Source organism: Flavobacterium rivuli WB 3.3-2 = DSM 21788, assembly GCF_000378485.1.
GTDB classification, from domain to species: domain Bacteria; phylum Bacteroidota; class Bacteroidia; order Flavobacteriales; family Flavobacteriaceae; genus Flavobacterium; species Flavobacterium rivuli.
The window spans coordinates 269,715-293,419 of the sequence record NZ_KB899970.1; the positions used below are offsets into that span (position 1 = coordinate 269,715).

Here is a 23,705-nt window from a genome sequence, read left to right on the forward strand (position 1 = left end):
ATGGATCATAATGACAAAATAATACTTTCTCACCCATTAGGTAATCAAAATGTTAGGGCTGCATTGAAAGGATTTAATGATACAGGGCAGCTTGCTGCATTTAATACCTCCATTGCCTGCTTTCCTGATACACTTTTAGATTCTTTAAGCAATTTAAAGCCACTTAAAGAAATTAAAAAAAGAAAGTTTGATGCGGCTCTAAGTTCTATTACACATGTTAGTCCTGTAAAAGAAGTAGGAAGATTATTATCGTTAAAGGCAGGTTTTAAAAGCCTTACTAAACATGAAGCAGGAGTTTTTAGCATTGATAAAGTTTCTCATGATGTAGATAATTTTACGGCAAAAATGCTGTTAAAAAATAAAATAGGGGCAAATGCTGTTTATGCCTATGAAGATGCTGCGTTAGAAACCTTTAAAATGGCTGGATCTATAGGTATCCCCGCTTTATATGATTTGCCAATCGGATATTGGCGTGCAGCGAGGCGTCTTATGCAATCAGAGGTAGAAACACGTCCGGAATGGGCATCAACTATGTTGGGGTTTAAAGATTCCCAAGAGAAATTGCAGCGTAAGGACGACGAAATATTTCATGCTAAGCATATTTTTGTTGCAAGTTCGTTCACGGCTAAAACATTGTTAGATTATCCTGGCGTATTGCCCAAAATTTCGGTAATACCTTATGGTTTTCCACCCGTTTATAAGATTAAAACATATAATGATACAAACAAACCTTTAAAAGTTTTGTTTGTGGGGGGGTTATCCCAACGAAAAGGCATTGCAAATTTGTTTGAGGCCGTTAACCATTTTGGGGTTAAAAATATAGAGCTTACAGTAGTGGGCAGAAGAGCTGTAACAGATTGCAGTGCCCTGGAGGCAGAACTTGCAAAATGTAATTATATACCAAGCCTTCCCCACAACGAAATTTTGGCACTGATGCAAACTCAGGATGTTTTTGTGTTTCCGTCTCTTTTTGAAGGGTTTGGTTTAGTTATCACAGAAGCAATGTCTCAGGGATTGCCTGTTATAACAACAGATAGGACTGTGGGGCCGGATATTATAACACACTCAGAGAATGGGTGGATTATTAATGCAGGATCTACAAATTCGCTAATAGAGTGTTTAGAAAACATTTTAAGTGATAGATCTCTTTTAAAAAAATGCGGTGTAGAGGCTACAAATACCGCTTCTTTAAGATCATGGGATAATTATGGTTTAGAGTTAGCTCAGGGTGTTCACGCCGTTCTTAATAACAATTTTAATCGTTAAAAGTTGATTAGTGCAAATAAACATACAATAACGCATAAGAGATCTTTGGCAAATAGTAGTAAGATTAAATTAATAAAAGATATAGCATTAATAAAAAAAGCTATATGGGCATATTTTTTATTACTAATATTTGAAGGGGCTCTTAGAAAATGGATCTTACCGGGCTTGTCCGGCCCATTGCTTATTGTACGTGACCCTGTTGCGTTGTTTATTATTGTTAAAGCTTTTCAAACCGCGTTATGGAAACCTAATTTTTATACAATGGTTATTTGGAGCATAACCCTGCTGGGTTTTACTACAGCGTTAATGTTTGGGCATGGCAGTATTTATGTTGCTTTGTATGGAATGCGCATTACACTTTTACACTTTCCGTTAATATTTATAATAGGCAAATTTTTTAGTAGGGATGATGTTGTTAACGTAGGAAATGCTCTGCTTAAAATTAACATATTCATGACAGTGCTGGTGGCTGTCCAGTTTTATAGCCCTCAAAGTGCATGGGTAAATCGCGGCATAGGCGGAGACGAGGCTGGTAGTGGCTTCTCTGGTGCATTAGATTTCTACAGGGTACCCGGTGTGTTTTCATTTACAAACGGCCTGTCACTTTTCTATGGTATTGCGGCAGCATATATCTGTTATTTTTGGGTGGAAGAAAACTCTAAAGTATCAAAGAAACTGTTGATAGCTTCTACAATAGCTCTTTTAGCAGCGATACCCTTAAGTATAAGCAGGTCTGTTCTTTTTGGAGTTGTTTTGTCCTTAATATTCATGTTAATAGTTTCGGGTAAAAATACCAAGCTTATTAAAAATCTGATTACAGGTGTAATAGGTGCTGTTGTATTCTTTTTTGTGCTCAGTATGTTTTCCTTTTTTCAAACAGCTACAGCTGCTTTTGAAAATCGCTTTACAGTTGCTAATGATGCCGAAGGAGGATTAGAAGGAGTATTGATTGACCGTTTTTTAGGTGGATTATATGGTGCTGTTATGGATGAAAATTCCTCTTTTATAGGTATGGGAATTGGCTTAGGCACAAACGCAGGAGCAAAGATATTGGGCAGAACCGGATTTTTGATATCTGAAGGAGAGTGGGGAAGATTAATTGGCGAAATGGGATTTTTTATGGGAATGATAATAATATTGATACGCATTTCTATAACAGCAAACTTAGTTATAAAAGGTTGGAAATCTATAAATCACAAAAATATATTGCCCTGGATGCTGTTAAGTAATGGTATACTTTTAATAGTTCAAGGTCAATGGGCACAACCTACCGCATTAGGATTTAGTATATTAATTGCAGGTCTTATAACTGCATCGTTGACTAAAAAATGAAAACATTTACTTTCATTACATAAATTCTTAATTACTATACATATCATAACATTACCTCTGGCGGAGTACGAGCCAATATAAAGTAACCGCCTTTAAAATATTAATTGCATGCAAAACACAAAAAAAATAGTATTAATAGGTAACTACAAGCCAGACGGGCAGGAAAGCATGGAACGTTTTACGCAAATGCTTAAATCTGGTTTTGAAAAAGAAAATATACCTGTTGATATTTGGTATCCAACAGTTTTTTTTGGTAAGCTATCAAAATCTACTTTATCTGGTTTTGGTAAATGGCTTGGATATCTGGATAAATGGTTGCTGTTTTCAATATTGCTCAGATTAAAAAGGAGTAGCAGTAAAAATGTGATGTACCATATTTGCGACCATTCTAACGCTGCCTATATACCACATCTTCCTAAAAGGCGTACAAGCATTACCTGTCATGACGTTCTTGCTATAAGGGGGGCACTTGGCTTTAAAGATGCTTATTGCCCTGCATCGTCTACAGGTGTAATATTACAAAAATGGATATTAAAAAATTTGCTTAGTGCAGATAAAATAGTAGCAGTATCTCAATTTACACTTAATCAGCTAATAGCACTTAATAAAGGAGTATCAAAACCAGGATGGACAGTTGTTCATAATGGTTTTAATGCAGGTTTTAAAAAGCTGGAAAGTAGTGAGTGGCAGAGTATACTGAAAAATAACGGACAGGAAAGTTTAATAAATAATCCGTATATAATTCATGTAGGGAGTAACCTGCAGCGTAAAAACCGAAAAATGCTGCTGAACATGGTAGCATCGCTTGGCGAGAAATGGAATGGACTTATATGCTTTACAGGGCAGCCCATGAATGCTGATTTACAGCAGCATGCCTTAGAGTTAGGTTTAAAAGATAGAATTGTAGAAATAAAAAAGCCGCCACATTTATATCTCGAAGCACTTATTAACGGGGCTCAGGCTTTTGTTTTTCCTTCTTTTTCAGAAGGATTTGGGTGGCCGGTAATCGAGGCTCAGGCATGTGGTACGCCCGTTATAGCAAGTAGTCTTGAACCAATGCCGGAGGTAGGTGGTAATGGAGCTTTGTATGTAGATCCATATAATCCAAATGCTTATGCTGAAGCTTTATTAGCTGTTTCTAAAAAAGAGTTAACACAAGAGCTTTTGCAAAACGGGATAGAAAATGCAAAACGCTTTAATACAGATTTAATGAATAAAAAGTATCTTGATTTGATATTTTTAAAATAATAATTTATGCGTAAAATAATACAGTTATTTATTTGTATTAGCCCTATGTTTTTAAAAAGGAGGCTGCTTAAGCTTTTTTATGGGTATAATGTACATCCTACAGCAACAATAGGGCTGTCGTGGATATATCCTAAAAAACTTACTATGGCTGCGGGTAGCCGCATCGGGCATTTTAATGTAGCCTTGCACCTTGACGAAATAGTTTTAAACGAAAAAGCATCTATAGGCCGTAGTAACTGGATAACCGGTTTTGCTACGGGTACTGCCTCTAAGCATTTTGCACATCAACCGGATAGGCAGTCACTTTTATATATAGGAGAACAAAGTTCAATAACAAAAAATCATCATTTAGACTGCACAAGCCCAATCACGATAGGCAAATATGTAACTATTGCAGGATATCAGTCGCAATTTATTACACACTCTATAAACGTTTATGACAACCGGCAGGATAGTAAGCCTATTACCATAGGCGATTATTGTTTTGTAGGAACAAATGTGGTAATTTTGGGCGGTACAAATTTGCCGGGATACTCTGTTTTAGGGGCTAAATCATTACTGAACAAGTCGTATACAGACGAATGGAAACTGTATGGCGGTAACCCGGCAAAACCTTTAACAGATATATCTAAGGAGGCTAAATATTTTAGCAGGCCAACAGGTTTTGTTAATTAACAATAGTGCTGTAAATAATACTAACCGGTAATACAAGATAACTTGAAAATTCTTCGAATAATAACGTCAATGAATCCTGAAGGCGGTGGTCCATGCCAAGGTATACGCAACAGCATCCCTGCTTTGCAAAAACTGGGGGTTACTAACGAAGTTGTGAGTTTTGATGATCCCGGTGCTGATTTTCTTAAGCACGATTCTTTTAAAATACACGCAATAGGCCAGCCTAAAGGCCCGTGGCTGCACCAGCCGGAATTGATACCATGGCTTTTAGAAAATTTGCCGCATTATGATGCCGCTATAATACATGGTTTATGGCTTTACCATGGCTATGCTGTAAATAAGGCTATGAAAGCGCTTTCCGGAAAAAATATACGCCTGCCCAAAGTATATGTTATGCCGCATGGTATGCTCGATCCCTATTTTCAAAAAGCACCGGGCAGAAAATTAAAGGCTCTTAGAAATGTCCTGTACTGGAAATTTATAGAATCGAAGGTAATCAACAATGCCGATGGTGTTTTGTTTACTTGCCAGGAAGAATTACTGCTGGCAAGGCAAACATTTAGCCCATACAGGCCTAAAAAAGAGCTTAATGTGGGATATGGCATACAGGCTCCACCTGCATATACTACTGCAATGGATGATGCATTTAAGGCGGCTTGCCCGCAATTATCCGGTTCATATATTTTGTTTTTAAGCCGTATACACGATAAAAAAGGTGTAGATATTTTAATTAATGCTTATATAGCCCTAAATAAAGACAACAAGTTGCCCACACTGGTTATAGCCGGGCCCGGTCTTGATACTCCTTATGGAAAAGAAATGGCAGAGCTTGCGCAGGGCAATACTATTATATTTGCAGGAATGCTAACCGGTAATGCTAAATGGGGTGCATTTTATGGCAGCGAAGCATTTATTTTGCCAAGCCACCAGGAAAATTTTGGCATTGCTGTAGTAGAGGCTATGGCTTGTGCCAAGGCTGTTATTATTAGCAACCAGGTAAATATATGGCGGGAAATTAAAGAAGGCAATGGTGGCATAGTGGAAGATGACACACAGCAGGGTGCTAATAAAATGCTTAAACAATGGCTAAATATGAGCAACGAGCAAAAAATAGAAATGGGGCTTAATGCCCAAAAGATTTACGAAACAAAATTTTCCAGCGAAAAGGCAGCGGTACAATTGCTAAACCGGATTAAATAATAATTTTCATTACAAAAAAATAGTATGTTTGGTCACGATATAAATAATCCAGATGCTTATGTAAAGCCCGTTTTTTCTACAAAAGATAAGGTTAAGCGTTTAATATGGCAAATTACCTGGGCGGTTTTATGCAGGTATACCCCGGCGCCGCTGCATAAATGGAGAGTTTTTGTGCTAAGGATGTTTGGGGCAAAAATAGGTAAAAGTAATTTTATATACCCAAGTTGTACTATATGGGCTCCATGGCTGCTTGAAACCGAAGAAGTTGCTACTATAGGGCCGGGTGTAGAGGTTTATAACCCCGGAGGTGTATACTTAGGTCATCATTCTATATTATCTCAGGATGCTTATATTTGTGGCGCAACTCACAATTATAACAGTATTGATTTTAATTATATTATGAAACCAATAGTTATAAAACCGTATGCCTGGATATGTGCAAAGGCCATTGTACTGCCCGGCGTAACCTGTAATACAGGGAGTGTGCTTGCGGCAGCGGCTATAACATCAAAAGATTTAGATGAGTGGGGAGTTTATGCAGGAAACCCTTCAAAAAAAATAAGGGAAAGAATAAATTTTTTAAAAGACAGTAATTAGATTTTATGGAAGATAAAGTTTTTAACCTCTGTGTTATAGGTACCGGCCCGGCTGGTATTATTACTGCTCTTGAATATGCTAAGCTTAATCCTGCTAAAAGCATACTTTTAGTGGAGTTTGGAAAAAAAGATACCGTAAAGAACATACTTGACGACTCTATAGAGATAACTAATACAGCTAACCATCACCCGCCTTATGAATGTACAAATAAAGGGTTTGGTGGTACCGGACTTACATGGGGTGGAAGGTGTGTAATGTATGATGAAGTAGATTTTATAGACAGGCCAGTTGTAAAAAATGGATGTACATGGGATGTAAACCTTTTTAATGAGGTTAAAGTATATTTAGAAAAAACAGCAGCTTATTTTGAGTGTGGCGATGCTAAATTTAACCTGAATGATATTGATGAGTTTAAAGATACTCATGTAGCCGAAGGTTTTAAAGAAAATACTGTTACAGACAAGGTAATTGAAAGGTGGAGTATGCCAACAAGGTTTGGGGCAAGATATATAGATGAAATAAACGCATTACCAAATGTAACCCTTTTAGAGGGTTTTGAGGCAAAAACGTTTACAGATCCAGACGATGAAGGCAATGTGCAGGCTTTACAAATCCGTGACTGGAATGGTAATGTAAAAACCATACAGGCAGAAAAATTTGTTATTTCGGCAGGTACCCAGGAAAGTACACGTATATTGCTTAGAAACAAAAACCTTTTCAGACTTCTTGATAACGTTCCTGATGCCCTTGGAAAATACTATCAGGGACATTTAAGTGGCAAAATAGCATCGGTAGTATTTAATGGCGACCCAAAAAAAACAGATTACGGCTTTCTTAGAGATAAAGACGGTGTTTATTTAAGAAGGAGGTTTCAGTTTACCACTGATTTTTTAGTGAAAAATAACCTTCTTAATACAGCCATTTGGTTAGATAACCCGCTTTATCATAACCCCAAACATAAAAGTGGTGCTATGTCCTTTATGTATATGGCCATGATTACACCTATTATAGGTAAAAAACTTGCGCCGCCTGCTATTGCAGATTCTATTACAAAAGGTAAGGTAGAAGGTATAGGGAGCCATGTTTTTAATATTATTAAAGACCTGCCGTTTTCTATAATCAAGCCCGTTTCTATATTTTATAAACGTTACCTTTTAAAGCGAAAATTACCGGGGGTGTTTTTATACAGTCCACAAAATAAGTATGCATTGCATTTTCATTCTGAACAGGTACCTTTTGATAAAAACACAATGACACTTTCTCCTGATGGTGAAAAGCTAATAATTGATTATTCTTTAACAGATGATGATATCAATTCTGTTATAGCTTTGCACAAAGAATTAGACAGGTCGTTGCAGGCAACGGGTGCCGGCAGGTTAGAGTTTTGGTTTCCTGAAAAAGAACTTTACAGCGAAATTAAAAAAATGTCGCGTGATGGTATTCATCAGTCTGGTACAACAAGAATTGCAAATAATGAGCATGAGGGTGTTGTAAACAGGGATTTAAAGTTGTTTGGGACTAAAAATGTATATGTATGCAGCAGTTCTGTTTTCCCAACATCAGGGCAGGCAAACCCTACATTTTTTCTTGGGGCGTTTGCAACAAGGCTTGCACATCATTTAACACAAAATTAAAATGAAAAAAGTAGAACTGGTTAAAGGTATTGAGTCTTCTGTGTTGGGCTTTGGCTGTGCACCCATATTAGGGTCAGTAGGTGGTGCAAAAGCAGGCAGGGCATTATCCTGCGCTTTAGATAATGGCATAAACCATTTTGATATTGCCCGTTCTTACGGATATGGCGAGGCAGAAAAATTTGTAGGCAAAGCGCTAAAAGGGAAAAGGGATGAGGTTATTATAGCAAGTAAATTTGGTATTAAAGCAAATTTTAAGGCAAAATTACTTAGTCCTGTAAAACCTTTAATACGCTATGCATTAAGCAAAAAAAAGCAGTCTGCAGTTGAGGTTAAGCCTGAGGAGATAAATACAAAGCCTGCGGATGATAAAAATCCTGCCATTGCAGACAGGTTTCACTACAGAATAGATATTAACGCAGCCGAAATGCGTAAAAGCCTTGAAGAAAGCCTTTCTGCACTGGGTACAGACTACCTTGATTATTTTTTTGTACATGAACCTTACCAGAGTATAAAGAATCCTGATGAATTGTTTGAAGCAGCACATTTGTTAAAAAAGGAAGGAAAAATAAGGGCTTTCGGGCTGGCATTTATGCAGAATCAGCAACACCTTCATGATACTTATATTAATAGGTTTGATTTACTTCAGTTTAATAATTCGCCGGGATTGCTTACTTATAAAGATACGGTTAATGATAGAGGTGAGCAACCTAATATATTTTTCTCTCCTATCAATAATGGAGGTACTAACATGCTTACACCTGCAGAAAAACTAACAACTTTAAATGCCGATTTTCCTAACAGTGTAATTCTTTGCTCTATGTTTAATGAAAAGCACCTGGTAAGTAACGCAGCACTATTTAGATAATAACGCTCAGGTAAAGTTTTAAAAACCAACTTTATATAACAGTATATAAAATTATGATCTCGGTAATTATTTTAACTAAAAATGAAGAGCAGGATTTGCCTATGTGTCTTGATGCGCTGCATTGGACAGATGATATTCATATTTTAGATTCCGGCAGTGAAGATACAACGCTTGATATTGCAGCAAAATATAACGCAAAGATAAGTTACAATGCTTTTAAAAGTTTTGGAGATCAGCGTAATTTTGCTTTAGATAATATTGATGCAAAATACGACTGGATTCTTTTTCTTGATGCAGATGAAGTAGCAACTCCTCCGTTTGTGGCAGCCATAAGTAAAGCTATAGAAACCGCACCACAGGAGGTTGCCGGTTTTTACTGCTGCTGGAAAATGATGCTTGAAGATACCTGGTTAAAGCGATCGGATAGCTTTCCTAAATGGCAGTTTAGAATGCTTAGAAAAGGGCGTGCGCGTTTTACCGATTTTGGGCATGGACAAAAAGAGGGTGAAATAGATGGCGTACTGGAGTACATAAAAGAGCCCTACCTGCATTATAGCTTTTCTAAAGGATGGACACAATGGATAGCAAGGCATAATAAATATTCGTCGGATGAAGCAGTAGCGAGGTTTAATGATGCCCCACCTTTTAAAAATATATTTTCGAGTAATACCAGTGTCCGCAATCCGGCGCTTAAGTCATGGTTAACAAAAACGCCTGGGTGGCCTTTGTTAAGGTTTACATACGCCTATTTTATTAAGCTTGGGTTTCTTGAAGGAACTCCCGGGTTTATAATAAGCGCAAATATGGCGTATTATGAATTTTTGATACAAATTAAAATCCGCGAGTTAAAGCGTAAAAAAATTTAAATAAACTAACAGCAATAAAGTAAATATATCTATATGAAAAAAAGAATACTTGTTACAGGAGGGGCCGGTTTTATTGGCTCGCATTTATGCACACGACTTTTAAATGAAGGTAATGAGGTAATTTCTCTTGATAATTACTTTACAGGGTCTAAAAAGAACATTGTTCATTTATTAGACAACCCTTATTTTGAAATGATAAGGCATGATGTAACAGAACCCTTTTTTATTGAAGTGGATGAAATTTATAATCTTGCCTGCCCTGCAAGCCCTGTGCATTATCAGTACAACCCTATAAAAACGATGAAAACATCTGTAATGGGGGCTATAAATATGCTTGGCCTTGCAAAAAGGGTTAATGCAAAAGTTTTTCAGGCAAGTACCAGCGAAGTTTACGGAGATCCGGCAGAACATCCGCAAAGAGAATCATATTGGGGTAATGTAAACCCTATAGGTATACGTTCGTGCTATGATGAGGGTAAACGCGCTGCCGAAACATTGTTTATGGATTACCACAATCAAAACGATGTAGATGTTAAGATAGTAAGGATATTTAATACTTATGGCCCTAATATGAATCCTGAAGATGGCCGCGTGGTGTCTAACTTTATTGTTCAGGCACTTAAGGGTGAAGATATTACTATTTTTGGAGATGGGCAGCAAACAAGGTCATTTCAGTATGTAGATGATTTAGTTGAAGGCTTTGTAAGGCTTATGGCTACTCCTAAAGGATTTACAGGTCCTGTAAACATAGGTAACCCTTATGAATTTACAATGCTTGAGTTGGCTCAAAATGTTATAGAGCTTACAAACTCGTCGTCTAAGTTAACTTTTATGCCGTTGCCACAAGACGATCCTAAGCAAAGGCAGCCGGATATTTCTCTTGCTAAAAAAGAACTTGACTGGGAACCTAAGGTACAGTTAAGAGAAGGCCTTACAAAAACTATAGAATACTTCGATGCTTTACTAAAAGAAGCTTAATTACAAGTTTTTGCAGCAAATTTAAAAATAAAAGAATAATTGTTATTATGAGTAAAATACTTGTAACAGGAGGAACCGGATATATAGGTTCTCATACAGTGGTAGAATTGTATAATGCCGGATTTGAGGTGCTTATTGTAGATAATTTTTCTAATTCAGATCCCGGTGTTTTAAACCAGATAGAAACTATTACAGGTAAAAGGCCTGAATGTGAAGAACTGGATCTTTGTGATGAAGCAAAGGTAAAAGAGTATATGGATGCTCATAAAGACATTACTGGTATTATTCACTTTGCTGCGTATAAAGCAGTAGGAGAGTCTGTAAGGGAGCCTATGAAATATTACAAAAACAATCTTTATTCGTTAATTAATTTAATTGAGAATATAGATGGTAAGATAAATTTTGTGTTTTCATCTTCTTGTACTGTATACGGTCAGCCTGAGGTTTTACCCGTTACAGAAGATGCCCCTGTGCAAAAGGCAGAGTCGCCTTATGGTAATACAAAACAAATTGCAGAAGAGATATTGACAGATACCTGTGCTGTAACCCCTGATTTAAAAGTAATATCATTACGTTATTTTAATCCTGTTGGAGCGCATGAATCTGGCCTTATAGGCGAACTGCCTATCGGGGTGCCAAATTGCCTTGTGCCGTTTATAACCCAGTCTGCCATTGGTAAGCGCGGTCCCATTGTTGTACACGGAAACGATTATAACACGCCGGACGGAAGCGCCCTAAGAGATTATATACACGTTGTAGATTTGGCAAAAGCCCATGTTTCTGCCTTAAACAGGTTGCAGGGTAATGAAGGTAAAAGCAACTATGAAGTATTTAATTTAGGTACTGGTAAAGGTACATCTGTATTAGAAGTGATAGATGCTTTTGAGAAAAGTACCGGAGAGAAGCTTAATTATAGTGTTGGCCCAAGAAGATCTGGCGATGTAGAAAAAGTTTGGGGCGATGTAACAAAATCATCTAAAGAACTTAAATGGACAGCAGGACTTGGAATAGAGGAAATGATGAGCTCTGCCTGGAAATGGGAAAAATATATAAAAGAAAATCCATTTAATTAGAAACAATGAGACGCAGCATTGGTAAGGGAGTTGCAAAAACAATAGCATTAATGTATGTGTTTGCAGTTCTTTATTTAACTATGATGTCGGCAAATCGTTACACCGGGATATTTGATGAGCATAACATAAATTTAATTCCTTTCTCGAATAAATGGATTTACTTTAGTAATTTCTTTACGCTTCAAACCAATGCAAAGTTGTTTGTAATCAAAGAAACGATTGGAAATTTTTTTTTACTTATGCCTTTTGCCTGGTCTTACTGTGTTTTTTTTGGTAAAATTAAACAACCTACAATGGTTGTTTTAATTGTTTTTTTAGCGCTTACTATAGAGAACCTGCAATACTGGTTGCATATAGGTACTTTTGATATTGATGATATAATTTTGAATATTGCAGGCGGACTTTTTGGAGCTTTTTTGTTTTACAGGATGCATAAAAGAAATTAAGATAAATGAGGATTTTAATATTTGGTATAAACTATAGCCCGGAGTTAACAGGTATAGGTAAATATACCGGTGAGATGGGTAGCTGGTTTGCACAACAGGGACATAACGTACATGTAGTAACGGCAGTGCCATATTACCCGGAGTGGGAGGTACATGAAAAATACAAGGGCAAATACTGGATTACAGAAGATATAGATGGGGCCACCGTGCACAGGATACCTTTGTATGTGCCTAAAAATGTTACCTCTGCAAAAAGGATAATTCACGAATTCTCATTTGTTTTAGGTATTGTACCGGTATGGTTTAAACTTTTGTTTACAAAAAAGTTCGATGTAGTGTTTTGCGCTGCACCGCCATTTCACTTAGGGATATTGCCTTTGCTATACTCTAAGTTAAAAGGTGTACCTATGATAACCCACGTTCAGGATTTGCAGGTAGATGCTGCTAAAGAACTGGGTATGATAAAAAATAAAACATTCCTTAACCTCATGTTTTCTATAGAACGTTTTATACTTAAAAAAAGTAAAAAGGTTTCTACCATAAGTTTAGGCATGCAGCTTAAAATAAGCGGTAAGGGTGTCAATACAAATCAGCAGATATTGTTCCCTAACTGGGTAGACGAAAACAATATTATGCCGTTGCCTAAAGAACAATCGTTACGCCAGCAATTTGGCTTAAAAGACAGTGACAAGGTTATTTTGTATTCTGGTAACCTTGGGGAAAAACAAGGTCTTGAAGTTATTATAGATGTAGCATTAAAATACAAAGACCGTAGCGATGTTTACTTTTTAATAGTAGGATCTGGCGGAGGTAAAGAGAAATTGGAGCAGTCTGCAAAAGATGCCGGGCTTACCCAGGTAATGTTCTTTCCATTGCAGCCTTACAATAAGCTTTCGGCATTGCTTGCTACCGCCGATGTGCATTTAGTGCTGCAAAAAAAATCAGCGGCAGATCTTGTTATGCCAAGTAAACTAACAGGTATACTTGCCGCGGGAGGGTTTGCTATTGTAACTGCAGAGCCTGGTACATCTTTGTATACGGTAGTTAATCAATACAATATGGGGCTGATTATAGAGCCGGAGTCTACAGAGGCATTGTGCAACGGTATAGAATATGCAATAAACAACGATATAAGCACTTACAAATTAAATGCAAGAAAGTATGCAGAGGCTTATTTAAGCAAAGAAAATATACTTCGCGATTTTGAGCAACAATTAGTGGATATTAATAAATAGTGATGTTTTAATCATGACAAATGTTAAAAAAAATAAATTAAAAGTAGGGGTAGTTTAAATTTAATTGATGACCTTTACATCATTATTGTAAATGATTTATTTATGCAACAACAATACATGCATTGCTAATATCTAAAAATAACGAATAAATAAGTAAGGATTCTCCTTGCAAAGATTGACTGAATTATATTTATCATTTTTTTGTTATTATTATAAAATGCAACAATACCTTAATAAAATTTCTTTAGTCAGGCTAATAGCAGATTTATCTGTTGTAGCACTCACTTTTATTGTATGTGTATATTGTGTACAGCCTACAACTTTTGCTGATCATTTCAGGTCAAAATTTTTCCTGTTATTTATATTGTTGCTGGTTTGGTTCTTTAGTGGTACCTCTAATAAATTATATAACGAGCACAGAATAAGACCGGGATTTTCGCTGGAAATATATAAAACAGTAAAGAGCATTGTTATACTTGCTCTTGCTATTGTGGTATTTTCATTCTTTTCGCAGCATTTTTTGCCTACAAACTTTGTATTTATATACTCTGGTGCACTTATAGTATGTTTTGGTACAGAGAAATATATTATACACAGGTTGGTTCTTTTTTTGCGAAGGCAGGGTTACAACCTAAGGCATGTAATTATATTAGGGCACGGTAATACGGCTAATCAGTTTCATGAGCTTATAACTAATAATCCACACCTTGGCTACGATGTTATTGGGTATTTTGATGATGAAGAGAAAGATGCAGTTATAGGGCCATACCTTGGCAAAATAAATGATTTAGGTCCATTTTTAAAGACCCGGCCCATAAATGAGGTTATCGTGGCAACTCCGGGTATAACCATTGGCGAGATTGAAGAAATAACATATGTTGTAGATAAAGCAGGTGTAAGGGTAAGGATAATTCCTGATTTCCACTTTCAGTTTTACAACCGTTATGAGTTTAAGCAATTTGGTAATATACCTACAGTTTCATTACGCAAAGAACCTCTTGAAGAAACCCATAATAAATTTACAAAGCGAACATTTGATATCGTTTTTAGCGCCTTAGTATTAGTGTGTATATGCTCATGGCTATATCCTTTAATAGCGGTTCTTATCAAAATGAATTCTAAAGGGCCGGTGCTGTTTAAACAAAAAAGGCTTGGCAGGGACCGTAAAGAATTTTGGTGTTATAAGTTTAGGAGTATGTATGTAAATGCCGTTTCAGATAAGCAGGCGGCATCTAAGGGCGACTCCCGTGTTACACCTATAGGGCGTGTATTAAGAAAGACAAGCCTTGATGAGTTTCCTCAGTTTTGGAATGTGCTTAAAGGCGATATGTCTATAGTTGGGCCAAGGCCACACATGAGTATACAAAATGAACAATATCAGGAAATTATAAACAATTACCTTGTAAGGCAGCTTATTAAGCCGGGTATTACGGGTTGGGCTCAGGTAAATGGTTACAGGGGCGAAATTGAAAATGAGTTTGATATTAAAAACCGTGTAACTTATGATATATGGTATCTTGAAAACTGGAGTTTTTTCCTTGATATAAAAATTGTATACTTAACAGTGTGGAATATATTTAAGGGCGAGGACAAGGCTTATTAATATAGTCATTGCCTGGATTCACTGCATTTTTTGCTAAATTAGCTGTTATGGAAAACCCAATGATATGGCTTTCGTCACCACACCCAAGTGGTAATGAGCAAAAATATATCGATGAAGCTTTTAATTTAAGGCGTTTATTCGCTTTTGGAGAAAACATAAATGGTTTTGAAAATGACCTTGAAAATTATCTTGGCCAGGGTGTTTATGTAGCAGCTTTCAATTCGGGCACTTCGGCAATACACATGGCGCTTATACTTTTAGGTGTAACTAATGGCGATGAAGTTATATGCCAGTCGCTAACATTTGCCGCATCTGCAAACCCCATACTATATCTTGGAGCAAAACCGGTATTTGTAGGCAGCGAACCACAAACCTGGAACATGTGCCCCGATGCTCTTGAGGCGGCAATAAAAGACAGGATAGCGAAGGGTAAAAAACCAAAAGCTATAATTGCAGTGCACCTTTATGGTATGCCTTATAAGGCAGACGAGATAAATACAATTGCAAAAATATACGGTCTTCCGGTAATAGAAGATAGTGCCGAAGCTTTGGGTAGTACCTATAAAGGCATTAAATGTGGTACACTGGGAGATATTTCAATATTGTCTTTTAACGGCAATAAGATTATAACCACAGCTTCGGGCGGAGGATTGGTAAGCAAAGACCCCAAGGTTAAAGAGCGGGCCATATTTTTAGCATCGCAGGCAAAAGACCCGGCACCACATTACCAACATTCGCAGGTGGGTTACAACTATCGCATAAGCAATATAAATGCGGGTATAGGCCGCGGGCAAATAGAGGTTTTGCAGGATTATATTAACTTAAGGCGAAACAACCATATTTTTTATAGTGAACTGTTTAGTGGTGAGCGTTATATTAAGCTACTAACAGAACCTGATACTGATTTTTACAGTAATTATTGGCTTACCACTTTAACAATGAATGACAGCAATAAAACCAGCGAGGCTTTAAGGTTATTTTTGGCTAATATGAATATAGAAACGCGCCCTGTATGGAAGCCCCTGCATTTACAGCCGGTTTTTGAAAGTTGCGATTATTATGGCGACAATTGCGCAGAGGATGTTTTTAATACCGGCCTTTGTATGCCATCCGGATCTAACCTTACAGATGAGGAGAAGCAGAGAATTACCCATGCCTTTACAGCGTGGAAAAATACCGTTTAAGGAAAACCTCTTTTTAGCTATAAAATAATTGCTTACTTTCATCACATAACAGCATTTTACGGGTATATACAATGGTAAAAAAAACATACTTAACGGTAACGGCACATCCAGATGATGAGATTTTAGGTTTTGGAGCCAGTGCTTTTACGTTGTCTCAGCAAGGGCATACTGTTTATAATTGTATACTATCCGGCAATGCAGAAGCAAGATTACACAGGCCGGAAGATAAAGTGCTGTATGAAAATACCTGTACGGCACAACAAATAGTAGGGGCACAGCCACCGGTATTGGGTAGTTTTCCTAACATAAAATTTAATACAATACCTCATATAGAGTTGGTACAGTTTATAGAGGCGGTAATTAAACAGGTACAGCCTGACTATATTTTTACGCATCACCCGTCAGACCTTAATGATGATCACCTGCATACATCAAGGGCATGCCAGGCGGCGGCAAGGCTTTTTCAGCGTCAATCAAATATAAAACCATTACAGGGATTGTATTTTATGGAGATACCTTCTTCTACAGATTGGGCTTTTCCGTCTAATAATGCCCCTTTTCAGCCAAATACTTTTATAGAAGTGGGCGAGGCAGGTGTTGCAAAAAAAATAAAGGCACTATCTGCTTACAAGGGTGTAATGAGAGAATATCCGCACCCCAGGTCGGTTCAGGTTTTACAGGGGCTTGCAGCTCTTAGGGGTGGGCAGTCAGGATTGTTATATGCCGAAGCATTTCAGGCAGCATTTCAAATATTAAAGTAATGAATTTTGCATTTGTAACCTGTGTTCAGATAGGCTTAAGCTGTATGGAAGAGCTATATGCGGTTAATGGTACCCTTAAGCTTATAATTACCCTGCACGACGAGAAAGCTAAAAATAAATCAGGGCGCATATATGTAGACGATTTTGCAGAGTTGCACAGTATTCCTGTAATTAAGGTTAATCATATTAACGATGTTGCTGCTGTACAGGCAATAAAAGAGTATGCTATAGATTGGCTTTTTATAATAGGTTGGTCGCAAATAGCATCTTTAGAGGTTATAAATGCACCAAAATATGGAGCTATAGGGGCGCATCCTACGCTGTTGCCGCAAGGCAGGGGAAGGGCTGCCATTCCGTGGGCTATTATTAAGGGGCTTGATAAAACCGGGGTTACTTTTTTTAAGCTTGATGAAAATGTTGATACAGGTTTAATACTTGCACAGCAGGAAATACCTTTATCTGCTACAGAAACGGCTACCGTTTTGTATGAAAAAGTAAATGATGCCCATAAAGAATTAATAAGTAAGCTTTATTTTGATTTAAAGTCAGGTAACGCAAAAGGTATTGTTCAGGATGAAAGCTTGGCTACCTATTGGGAAGGCCGTACTCCTAAAGATGGCGAGATAACATTAGATATGGATGTATATCAAGCAGACAGGTTAGTGCGGGCTACTACTAAGCCGTATCCTGGGGCTTATGTTGTAGATAAAGCAAAAAAAATAATTATTTGGGAGGGGCTTGCAAGTATTCGTAAACAAATGTTGCCTAATACCTTGGAATTAATACTTACCGGCGGATATTATTATGCTACCAACTTTGAAATTTTTGATAATTAAGCCACATGGCAAAAAGATTGTTTGATATAGTGGTATCGTTGTTTTCCATGTTACTATTTGGGTGGGTAATAGCCTTGTTCTATATATGGGCAAGCATAGATACAGCCCAAAACGGAATGTTTATTCAAATGCGTGTAGGGCAATATGGTAAGCTGTTTAAAATTTATAAATTAAAAACCATGACGCGCGACACCGAAGGGAAAAGTAAAATATCTGCCTTAGGGCGGTTTTTAAGAAAATATAAGGTAGACGAACTTCCACAGCTATATAATATTTTGAAAGGCGATATGAGCTTTGTGGGCCCCAGGCCGGATATACCGGGATATTATGATAAATTAACGGGAGAGGAGCGGCAATTGCTTAACCTGAAACCGGGGCTTACCGGGCCGGCAAACATAAAATACTGGAACGAAGAGCAATTATTACTCCTGCAGCCAAACCCGGATAAATATAATGATGATGTGCTGTTTCCGGATAAGGTAAAAATCAATATGCAGTATATGGCAGAACGTACATTTTGGTTTGATATCAAAATTATAATATATACGCTGTTGAGAAAAAATCTTTAAATGTTAAATTAATATTATAACAGATTTGTATTGTAAAAAAGAAACAAAGTAATGTTTCGTTATATTGATATTTACTTTTTTTGAATATGTAAATTATAATTTTGCGGATAATTCACGATTTTTAATTTTACCTTTGATGCTTATAGTCATGCTTAAATTATTACTGTTACAATATTAAAAGATTTGGATAAAAAGATAACCATCGCGATAGACGGTTTTTCGTCGACAGGTAAAAGTACGCTAGCTAAGCAACTTGCAAAAAAACTTAACTACATTTATGTAGATACCGGTGCAATGTATCGTGCGGTAACATTGTATGCATTACAAAATGGCTTTGTTACAAAAGGGCATGTAAATGAACATGCACTCATAGCGAATTTGCCTAATGTTACCCTTAAGTTCTTTTTTAATACGAACCTTGCTCATAGCGAAGTTTATTTAAATGGGGTTAATGTTGAAGGACACATACGAACAATGGAAATTTCTAATCTTGTAAGTAAAATAGCCACTATTCATGACGTGAGGCTAAAACTTGTAGAACAACAGCGTTTTATGGGTAAAGATAAGGGGGTTGTTATGGATGGCCGGGACATAGGCACGGTTGTATTTCCTGATGCAGAGCTTAAACTTTTCATGACATCTGGTGCTAATGTTAGGGCGCAACGCCGCTATGACGAACTGCTTGCGCAGGGACATGATGTAACATATAACGAGGTGCTTAAAAATATCGAAGAGCGTGATGATATAGATACACACAGGGAAGACTCTCCCTTAAGAAAGGCAGATGATGCAATAGAGATTGACAATTCTGACCTTACCATCGAAGAGCAATTTGACAAAATTTTGCAATTGGTAAAAAAAGTGCTTTAGCTGCAGTATTATTTGGTTTTTTAGAGCAGTTAAATTTAATAAAAAGATGAAGCAGGTTAATTATCAATTAGAAGACTTATTAGACAGGAAACCAATATTGCTTGATAGTCAATCTATATCAGCGCAGTTAAAAGATAAAGTAGTTCTTATTACAGGGGCTGCAGGGTCTATTGGCAGCGAAATAGTAAGACAGGTAATTGATTTTTCTCCTAAATGTGTTATAATGCTCGATCAGGCAGAAACACCATTATATCTGCTTGAATTAGAGGTAGGTGTAATGATGCCTAATGCGAGGTTTTATTCTGAAATTGCAGATGTAAAAGATAAAAATGCTGTAAATGAGGTTTTTAAAAAGTACAGGCCTAATGTTGTGTACCATGCGGCGGCTTACAAGCATGTGCAAATGATGGAAAAAAATCCGTCTCAGGCAATTATGGTTAATGTATTAGGTACAAAAAATGTAGCCGATTGTGCTAATCTTTATAATGTAGATACTTTTGTGCTGATATCTACAGATAAGGCTGTTAACCCGGGAAGTATTATGGGAGCCAGCAAGCTTGTCGCCGAAAAATATGTACAGGCACTACATGAAAAACTTGTACACCAGGAAAAAGAGAGTGCAACAAAGTATCTTATTACGCGTTTTGGTAATGTTTTAGGTTCTAACGGATCTGTTGTGCCTGTTTTTGCAAAACAAATACAGGACGGAGGCCCTGTTACAGTTACACATCCTGATATTACACGCTTTTTTATGACTATTAAAGAGGCATGCCAGTTAGTGCTTGAAGCAGGTGCAATGGGCAAAGGTGGCGAAATTTACATTTTTGATATGGGTAAGCAGGTAAAAATTATAGATTTAGCCTTAAAGATGATTCGTATGGCGGGTCTTGAGCCTGATAAGGATATTAAAATTAAATATGTAGGATTACGTCCCGGAGAGAAGTTGTATGAAGAGCTGGTTACAGATACATCTAAGATGTTGCCTACGCACAACGATAATATAATGATTAGCAGAGAAGAACCGCAAGATTATGATGTTATTAATGTTAGTATTAATAAAATGATAACCCTTGCGCAACAATTTAATGTTTTTGAAGCTGTGGCCGAAATGAAGAAAATTGTTCCGGAATTTATAAGCCTTAATTCTGAGTTTAAAGGGTTAGAATTATAAGGTTTTTAGGGTTTACAATAATTATATTTTATAATATTTATTAAATTTAAAAAATTATATTTGCGCATATTTAGTGCAAATTAATTTCAAATAGGAAAAAGTTTTAATATTAATGATCACATATTACTATGATTAAAAAAATTACCGTATTGTTTTTAATTGCAATAGCGCTTACCTCTTGTGTTTCCAGAAAAAAAATAGTTTATTTTCAAAATGTTTCTTCATTATCTGATAATAACTACGAACCAAAAGTGCAGCCGGATGACGAGGTGCTAATAATAGTAAACGTAACTTCTCCAAATGAGGCTCTTGCAGCTCCTTTTAATCAATCTTCAGTAGTGAACTTAACTCCAGGAGCAGGTGCGGGACAATCAGGTGAAGGAAGGACATATCGTGTTGATAAAGATGGTTTTATACAGCTTCCACTTGTTGGGTCTATAAAGTTAGGCGGGCTATCAAGACAACAGGCTTTAGAAGAATTAAATAAAGAAGTTAAAAAGTACATTTCTAATCCTATTATTACATTAAGGGTTACGAATTTTAAATTTACAGTTTTAGGCGAAGTAAAATTGCCGGGTACCTATACCTATCCGGGTGAGAGGCTAACGCTTCCTGAAGCACTGGGCCTGGCTGGAGATCTCACTGTTTACGGAAAGAGAAACAATGTTTTGGTAATAAGGGATTTGTCAGGTAAAAAAACATATAATTATATAGATTTAACTAAAGTAGACTTTATGCAGTCTGAGTTCTATTATTTATCTCAAAATGATTTAATTTATATAGAACCTAACAAAACAGCCGTAAATTCTTCTGCAACAGGCCGTGACCTTACAATAGCTATTTCGTCACTATCAGTAATAATTGCCATAATTTCCATTATAACAAGATAAAACATGAATTTAAAAAATACAGAACCTGAATTTGCTGAACCTAAAAAAGTTAATTATAAGGCTATTATTGGGCAATACTTATATTATTGGAAATGGTTTTTGGTAAGCGGTTCATTTTTTTTATTAATTGCATTTGTTTATTTAAGATATGTGTCTCCAATGTACAACATATCGGCAACAATATTAATCAAAGATGATAAAAAGGGTGGAATTGCTTCAGAGCTTACTGCCTTTGGAGAACTGGGAATTGTAAAGGGAGCAAAGAGCAACATTAATAATGAAATGCAGCTACTCCGCACTCGTTCTTTAGCAAAAAAAACAGTTGAACAGTTAAAATTAAATATTAGTTATTTTCAGGAAGGTAGGGTAAATCCTGTCGAGATTTATAATGATGTGCCTATCAGGGCCAGTTTCTATAATACTGAAGAGGGTTTTTACAACCAGTCGATGTCGTTTGTTATTAGCTTGCTGTCTCCTAACCAATTTGAGCTTTCAGATATGAATGAAAAGCTTCTTGGGGTATATAAATTTGGACAGCCGGTAAAGGTTAGTAAAGGTACAATGGTTATAACCAATAATTTTTTTGGTAACAACAACTTTAAAAAGAACATATATATAGTTAATCTAAGGGATATTGAAAGTGTCGCTTCGGCCTACAAAGGTAAATTACTAATTGCACCCGTAGGTGAAGAAACGAGTATACTTACTGTATCTGTTATAGACCCTATTAAACAAAGGGGGGTAGATTATATTACTGCGGTTATCAAAAATTATAATCAGGATGCTATTGATGATAAAAATGAGTTAGGTAATAAAACTGAAAAATTCATATCGGAAAGGTTAGATTCAATCAAAAAAGATTTGAATGGTGTAGAGTACGATTTAGAGAAGTTTAAGAGAACTAATAAAATTACAGATTTAGCAATAAATTCTGAAGCCTATGTTGGTATTTCCAATACTTATGCCGGTAATGCTGCTGATAACCAAACAAAAATAGGCGTTGTTAACTTGATGCTGAATTATCTTAAAACTGCATCTTCAGATGATGTCATTCCTGTTAATATTGTACCTGAAGGAGATGCAACATCTCTTGTTGAGGAATATAATAAATTAATTTTCACAAAATCTAAATATAAGGAAGATGGTACAGCGATACATCCGATAAGGATCAGTCTCGATCAGCAGATAGAGGGTATGCGACAAAGTATTATTGCAAGTCTTAATAATATGAAGAGATCTCTCGAGCTTTCTCAAAAAGACATACAGCGCCAGGAAAATATATTTCAAGGTAAGATAGGTATGGTTCCTAAGCAGGAACGGGATGTTAGGGGAATTAACAGACAGCAGAACATTAAAGAGGCGCTCTATCTTTATCTGTTACAGAAAAAGGAAGAAAACTCTATCAATTTAGCTGTTACGGCGCCAAATTCTAAAATTATAGATGAGGCTTATGCTAACCCGGGACCGATATCGCCTAAGAAAAATGTTATTTATTTAGGGGCATTTATCTTTGGTTTGTTATTGCCCTTTGGCGTAATATATACTATAAACTTGCTGGATAGTAAAATACATGGTGCTGATGATCTGGCTGATTTATCATTGCCTTATTTGGGGGATGTTCCCCGTTCTGAAACTAATAGTGAATTAGTAAATACTCATAGCCGATCTGCAACTGCTGAGGCTTTAAGGATAATAAGGACTAATTTAGAATTTATGCTTTCGGGTGTGCCGGAAGGTATTGCGAAAACTATTTTTGTTACCTCTACAGTGCCTAAAGAAGGTAAGACATTTATATCTGCAAACTTAGCTGCAACGGTTGCTCTGGGGGGTAAAAGAGTACTACTTATGGCTATGGATATTAGAAATCCTAAATTAGACGAATATATTAATATTCCATCTAAAGGGCTTACTAATTATTTGTCTTCTCCAAATGCAAGTATTGAAGATTACATAATTAAGCATGAAGGATTTGAAAACTTTTATATTTTGCCTCCGGGATTAATACCGCCAAATCCTGCCGAGCTATTGATGAACAAGAAAGTTGACGATTTATTTACTAAATTAAAAAAGGAGTATGATTATATTGTTGTAGATACTGCTCCTGTTAGTTTAGTTACCGATACAATTATAATAGCTAAGAACGCTGATTGCTTTGTATATGTAACGCGTGATAATCATTTAGAAAAGAAAATGTTATCAATACCTGAAACACTTTACAGAGAAGGCAAATTACCTAACATGGCAATTTTGTTAAACGATACCGGTACTGATAAAGGTTATGGTTACGGATATGGCTATGGTTACGGATATGGCTATGGCTATGGACCTGACATAAAAAAACCAAAAACATGGAAAGAAAAACTTTTTAACAAAAAGTAATTGCTTTAACAACAAAAAAATTCCCTC

The 23,705-nt window shown here is 36.5% G+C and carries 22 protein-coding genes; all 22 read left to right on the forward strand.

Going from position 1 to position 23,705, the window contains the following annotated elements; all coding sequences use genetic code 11:
- The 22 genes from F565_RS0112240 (at window position 1) to F565_RS0112345 (ending at window position 23,678) form a co-directional block, all read left to right on the forward strand.
- Window positions 1-1,266 (forward strand): glycosyltransferase family 4 protein, encoded by a 1,266-nt coding sequence (locus F565_RS0112240; protein WP_020213525.1) that lies wholly within the window; start codon window positions 1-3, stop codon window positions 1,264-1,266.
- Window positions 1,267-1,311: 45 nt separating this feature from the next.
- Window positions 1,312-2,598 carry a hypothetical protein gene (locus tag F565_RS0112245; RefSeq protein ID WP_020213526.1) on the forward strand — a complete coding sequence of 429 codons (1,287 nt, stop codon included), beginning with the start codon at window positions 1,312-1,314 and terminating at the stop codon, window positions 2,596-2,598.
- Window positions 2,599-2,706: 108 nt separating this feature from the next.
- A complete protein-coding gene (locus F565_RS0112250; RefSeq protein WP_020213527.1) occupies window positions 2,707-3,846 on the forward strand; it encodes a glycosyltransferase family 4 protein in 1,140 nt (379 codons plus the stop codon).
- A 6-nt stretch (window positions 3,847-3,852) separates the two neighbouring features.
- Window positions 3,853-4,521 (forward strand): acyltransferase, encoded by a 669-nt coding sequence (locus F565_RS0112255; protein WP_020213528.1) that lies wholly within the window; start codon window positions 3,853-3,855, stop codon window positions 4,519-4,521.
- Window positions 4,522-4,590: 69 nt separating this feature from the next.
- Entirely contained in the window at window positions 4,591-5,721 is a 1,131-nt protein-coding gene (locus F565_RS0112260) for a glycosyltransferase (RefSeq protein WP_020213529.1), read from the forward strand.
- 24 nt (window positions 5,722-5,745) lie between these two features.
- On the forward strand, window positions 5,746-6,318 hold the full coding sequence (locus F565_RS0112265) for an LbetaH domain-containing protein (RefSeq protein ID WP_020213530.1): 573 nt from the start codon (window positions 5,746-5,748) through the stop codon (window positions 6,316-6,318).
- 5 nt (window positions 6,319-6,323) lie between these two features.
- Window positions 6,324-7,952 (forward strand): GMC family oxidoreductase, encoded by a 1,629-nt coding sequence (locus F565_RS0112270; RefSeq protein ID WP_020213531.1) that lies wholly within the window; start codon window positions 6,324-6,326, stop codon window positions 7,950-7,952.
- A 1-nt stretch (window position 7,953) separates the two neighbouring features.
- The gene (locus tag F565_RS0112275) at window positions 7,954-8,817 is read left to right on the forward strand and encodes an aldo/keto reductase (protein ID WP_020213532.1); all 864 of its coding nucleotides are present in this window, start codon (window positions 7,954-7,956) and stop codon (window positions 8,815-8,817) included.
- A gap of 53 nt (window positions 8,818-8,870) precedes the next feature.
- Window positions 8,871-9,683 carry a glycosyltransferase family 2 protein gene (locus tag F565_RS0112280; RefSeq protein ID WP_020213533.1) on the forward strand — a complete coding sequence of 271 codons (813 nt, stop codon included), beginning with the start codon at window positions 8,871-8,873 and terminating at the stop codon, window positions 9,681-9,683.
- A 33-nt stretch (window positions 9,684-9,716) separates the two neighbouring features.
- Window positions 9,717-10,661, forward strand: a complete 945-nt coding sequence (locus F565_RS0112285; RefSeq protein WP_020213534.1) for a UDP-glucuronic acid decarboxylase family protein — start codon at window positions 9,717-9,719, stop codon at window positions 10,659-10,661.
- 47 nt (window positions 10,662-10,708) lie between these two features.
- The gene (gene galE / locus F565_RS0112290; RefSeq protein ID WP_020213535.1) at window positions 10,709-11,734 is read left to right on the forward strand and encodes a UDP-glucose 4-epimerase GalE; all 1,026 of its coding nucleotides are present in this window, start codon (window positions 10,709-10,711) and stop codon (window positions 11,732-11,734) included.
- 5 nt (window positions 11,735-11,739) lie between these two features.
- Window positions 11,740-12,180 (forward strand): VanZ family protein, encoded by a 441-nt coding sequence (locus F565_RS0112295; RefSeq protein WP_026300030.1) that lies wholly within the window; start codon window positions 11,740-11,742, stop codon window positions 12,178-12,180.
- A gap of 5 nt (window positions 12,181-12,185) precedes the next feature.
- Window positions 12,186-13,415 (forward strand): WcaI family glycosyltransferase, encoded by a 1,230-nt coding sequence (locus F565_RS0112300; RefSeq protein ID WP_020213537.1) that lies wholly within the window; start codon window positions 12,186-12,188, stop codon window positions 13,413-13,415.
- Window positions 13,416-13,632: 217 nt separating this feature from the next.
- Window positions 13,633-15,018, forward strand: a complete 1,386-nt coding sequence (locus F565_RS0112305; protein ID WP_020213538.1) for an undecaprenyl-phosphate glucose phosphotransferase — start codon at window positions 13,633-13,635, stop codon at window positions 15,016-15,018.
- 47 nt (window positions 15,019-15,065) lie between these two features.
- Window positions 15,066-16,202 (forward strand): DegT/DnrJ/EryC1/StrS family aminotransferase, encoded by a 1,137-nt coding sequence (locus F565_RS21560; protein WP_020213539.1) that lies wholly within the window; start codon window positions 15,066-15,068, stop codon window positions 16,200-16,202.
- 71 nt (window positions 16,203-16,273) lie between these two features.
- Entirely contained in the window at window positions 16,274-16,963 is a 690-nt protein-coding gene (locus F565_RS0112315; RefSeq protein ID WP_020213540.1) for a PIG-L deacetylase family protein, read from the forward strand.
- Window positions 16,963-17,799, forward strand: coding sequence for a formyltransferase family protein (locus F565_RS0112320; protein WP_020213541.1), 837 nt, complete (start codon window positions 16,963-16,965; stop codon window positions 17,797-17,799). The genes F565_RS0112315 and F565_RS0112320 overlap by 1 nt, the downstream gene beginning before the upstream one ends.
- A gap of 5 nt (window positions 17,800-17,804) precedes the next feature.
- The gene (locus tag F565_RS0112325) at window positions 17,805-18,368 is read left to right on the forward strand and encodes a sugar transferase (RefSeq protein WP_020213542.1); all 564 of its coding nucleotides are present in this window, start codon (window positions 17,805-17,807) and stop codon (window positions 18,366-18,368) included.
- 183 nt (window positions 18,369-18,551) lie between these two features.
- Window positions 18,552-19,238: a (d)CMP kinase gene (cmk, locus tag F565_RS0112330; protein WP_020213543.1), complete on the forward strand. Its 687-nt coding sequence runs from the start codon at window positions 18,552-18,554 to the stop codon at window positions 19,236-19,238.
- Window positions 19,239-19,284: 46 nt separating this feature from the next.
- Entirely contained in the window at window positions 19,285-20,409 is a 1,125-nt protein-coding gene (locus F565_RS0112335) for a UDP-N-acetylglucosamine 4,6-dehydratase family protein (RefSeq protein WP_020213544.1), read from the forward strand.
- A gap of 128 nt (window positions 20,410-20,537) precedes the next feature.
- The gene (locus tag F565_RS0112340; RefSeq protein ID WP_020213545.1) at window positions 20,538-21,299 is read left to right on the forward strand and encodes a polysaccharide biosynthesis/export family protein; all 762 of its coding nucleotides are present in this window, start codon (window positions 20,538-20,540) and stop codon (window positions 21,297-21,299) included.
- 3 nt (window positions 21,300-21,302) lie between these two features.
- A complete protein-coding gene (locus F565_RS0112345) occupies window positions 21,303-23,678 on the forward strand; it encodes a GumC family protein (RefSeq protein ID WP_020213546.1) in 2,376 nt (791 codons plus the stop codon).
- Window positions 23,679-23,705: the final 27 nt, after the last annotated feature.